Origin of the sequence: Ruoffia sp. FAM 20857 (genome assembly GCF_045528645.1) — a bacterium.
In the GTDB taxonomy this organism is placed as follows: Bacteria; Bacillota; Bacilli; order Lactobacillales; family Aerococcaceae; genus Ruoffia; species Ruoffia halotolerans.
The window spans coordinates 1-3,476 of the sequence record NZ_JBGQRB010000085.1 but is presented as its reverse complement, the minus strand read 5'-3'; the positions used below and the strand labels follow the sequence as shown (position 1 = coordinate 3,476).

Below are 3,476 nucleotides of genomic sequence, written 5' to 3'. Positions count from 1 at the left end.
TCGATATTAATTGATTTCCACGAAAATTGGGAAAATAACGCTCGGACATTCTTACAAGTGTAATGTGCATGATGACCAGATGATATAACTACATTGAGACTTTTACACAAGATTATGGACTTGACATTAATTTCCCTTGTCATATAGTGACAAGTCCTGTTAGTTGTTTAATTTCCCCTGTCATAGAGTGACAAGTCCAATTAAATTCTCAACTCCAATCCAAACAAATAGCACCGACCGAAGTCGATGCCAATCGCATTTTATATAAATGTTCGTTTCTTGATCTCTCCCCAAATCACTTGGCCTTTTGTCACTAGCATATAAATCAACACAATTAAACCAAAGCCAAAGGAAATCAAGGAAGGGGTTTGAAATTGAATCCAACCGATTAAAAGGAAGATTATCGGCACTAAACTTAAGATAGCTACGGCAGCCCAGTATAGAACATAATCACCTGGTTTCATGCGGGTCATCCGTGCGGTGATGATCATACTAATTAAAGTCGAGCTACATATGATAGGAACTGCATAAGTTAGCGACCAAGCTGACCAACCAATCGTGTAATCTAAGTAAATGCACATGAGGGACAAGATGATTAATAAATAAAGTAAGCTTTTGGCAATGTTACGACGCTTGCGAATCAAGGTCAGCACTGCCAACCACATTGTAATTATTCCAAAGGCTGCCCCTTGAAACAATTGGATACGACCGTGATAGAGTAAGCCAATCCCAAGAATAACTGCCACAACAATTAAAGAGAAAGCCATCAAAAATTGAGTAATGAAACGACGATTAAATTGCAAGGGCACATCTGGCATTGAACTGGATGTGACTGGAATATTACTATCAAGAGGCGCCTCACAAAGAGGGCATTTATCCCAATCACCTTTCACGCTCACGTGGCATTCTGGACACTTACGCATCATAACGACCTCCCAACTCTTCCTCAGTCACTTTGTTTACCGTCATCGTCACCGGAATATTCTCGTCACTTAAGAACCTAACATAATGACGGTAAATATCCGTTTCAATAAATGGGGACGTAAAAGTTATCGTCAATACATCATTATGACTAATTGCGCAAAACTGCGGACGAACCGCAATCGTATGGAAATAAACTTGATGAATCATTTGATCAACTAAATAAGGGAAACTAACTAGACCAAGATTGGAAATCGCAAAAGTGAGCTTACGATTATTCATGTAATTAGCAAATTTTAAAGCCAAATCTTTAATCGGTCGTAAAATAATCCGACTTAAAGGATGGTACTCATATTGAATTAGCTGACTAAGCCAACTTTCTAAAGAATCTTTCTCTAGTTGCGGATCTAGCTGATTTTTTAATTCCTGAGAAATTGCTTTTAAAGAATTGTCACCATTCTTCTTATATTTATATTCCAACCGTGTCACCGCAAAGAAATTTCGCGCGGAATCAGAAGGGAAGAACTGACGCAAATTCACTGGCACAGAAACGGCCATCGTCTCATCCCCTTGGAAATTCGGTTCGGCTTTACGAATCGATTCCATAAAAACTGCAGTCAGATAAACTGTTAAAGAAACATTCATCGCTTTCGCTTTTTTCAAAATATCTTTGACTGGCATTTCCAATTCAACGACGCGCGGACGGTAATCTGACGTGTAAGTTCCTTTGTAGTGATAGACTTTTCGACTCGGTTTGGGTTCCTTTTCAACCGCAGGGAATAAGAAGTTTTTTGCCTTAGCACCGACCGTTGTAACTCCCCGTAAAGCTGATTGGGCAGCTTTCGAAAAGTTCAATTGATCCTTTCGTCTAAAATGGCGCTCGAAACTGTCTTCACTCGATTGGTCATGAATATAAGTCGAAACTTCAACGTCTTCATCTTTTAAATCAGGATGTTTTAAACTCAAGTACTCGGTAATTAAATCTTGAAAGAACCACATCGCTCCCGTTCCGTCAGATAAGACGTGAAAGACCTCAAGACTCACGCGCTTCTTCCAGTACATGACACGAAATAATAAATTACGCCGATCGAAAAAATACAAAGGACGACAGGGTGTGTTCGTATCTGGCTCTACTTTGGGCTTCAAATCACTTTCTTCCAAGTAATACCAAAAGAAACCGCGCCGCAAAACACTGTGATAAAGTAAATTTTGCTCAAAGACTTTATTCAAAGCTTGTTGTAGCAAGTCAGGGTCCACTGTATCAGTGACTTCAGCACTAATTCGAAACACTTTACTATCACGGTTAGACATCGCTGCTAAGAAGATATTTGATGCGTTATCTAGGCGAACCCAATTTTTACGCTCATTAACTTTCTGATTCTCCACGTATGTCACTCCTTCTCAAGTGATTCTCTAAATAATCTTTGATTAACAAATAAGTTGTATCAATAATACCTTCATTTAATGGGGCAAAAAGAAAATTATGAACAGTATCTTTTGCACGCATAATTTCCACTTGGTTTCCAGCTTCTAACAACATGAAGCCATAAACTTCACCTTCATCACGTAAAGGGTCAAATTCAGATGAGATAACTAAAGTGTCCGGTTGATTACTAAAATCCTCAGTCATTAACGGTGCGATGTACGGATTCTGTCTTTTGACCTCGTCCGGTTCATACATTTCCATATATTCCTGCATTTTCTTTGCTGTGAGTCCATAGTCATAGCCATTCTCCTCAACACTTTTAAAAGGAGACGCTTCATCGTGGCGCCAATACGTCACAGGATTAATTAAAATTTGTTTACTTGGTAAAGGTTTTCCTTCATTACGTAAGCGTAAAGAAACGACAGCAGCTAAATTTCCTCCAGCTGAGTTTCCAACAATAATAATATTACGCGCGCCTTTAATTCCCGTTAAATCCGGACGTGATAAAAGTAGTTGAGCGACGTGATAACAGTCTTCGAAACCAGCAGGGTAAGGATTCTCAGGTGCTTTTAAATAATCAACCGCTAAGACAATCCGCCCCATTTGATCAGCCAAACGACGACAATCTTTTGTATAGGTATCTATATTTCCTAAAACCCAGCCCCCACCATGAAAGAATAATATAATGTCACTACTCATCAATTTTTTTGGACGAAAAATGCGAATCGGAATTTCATGACTTTGATCTGCAGAATAAATCTTCTGATCCAAATACTGAAAGCGGGATTTAGAAGGGGTGACAAAAACCTTTTGTAATTGCCGTACGAATTTGTATGATTCATGCATATTAATCGTTGGCGATGATAATAATTTTAATGCAAAACGTTTAAGAGTATTCATATTACTACCTCATAATATTTAGTTTTCTTCAGTGTGTCGTATATCAAGAGAAGTGTCAAGTTGTTAGTAAAAAATGATCAAAAAATACTTATAAGACTTATAAAATCCTGAATAATTCATAGTTTTACTAATAGTCTTTCCTAACATTGATTTAATAGTCTTTAAAGTAATCTGCTTCATCACCCATTAGGTGATGAAAAAAGACCCCCTTTCTGATATGGTTAATTCA

The 3,476-nt window shown here is 38.0% G+C and carries 3 protein-coding genes; all 3 read right to left on the bottom strand.

Features of this window, described 5'->3' with window-relative positions; translation table 11 throughout:
* Positions 1 to 260 precede the first annotated feature (260 nt).
* Genes ACEN4N_RS11175 through ACEN4N_RS11165 form a run of 3 tightly spaced genes read right to left on the bottom strand, consistent with a single transcriptional unit; the run spans position 261 to position 3,247 of the window.
* Entirely contained in the window at positions 261 to 926 is a 666-nt protein-coding gene (locus ACEN4N_RS11175) for a DUF6320 domain-containing protein (RefSeq protein ID WP_407090312.1), read from the bottom strand.
* Entirely contained in the window at positions 916 to 2,307 is a 1,392-nt protein-coding gene (locus tag ACEN4N_RS11170; protein WP_407090311.1) for an alcohol acetyltransferase, read from the bottom strand. The genes ACEN4N_RS11175 and ACEN4N_RS11170 overlap by 11 nt, the downstream gene beginning before the upstream one ends.
* The gene (locus tag ACEN4N_RS11165; protein ID WP_407094247.1) at positions 2,288 to 3,247 is read right to left on the bottom strand and encodes an alpha/beta hydrolase; all 960 of its coding nucleotides are present in this window, start codon (positions 3,245 to 3,247) and stop codon (positions 2,288 to 2,290) included. Before ACEN4N_RS11165 ends, ACEN4N_RS11170 begins: the two co-directional genes overlap by 20 nt.
* Positions 3,248 to 3,476 lie beyond the last annotated feature (229 nt).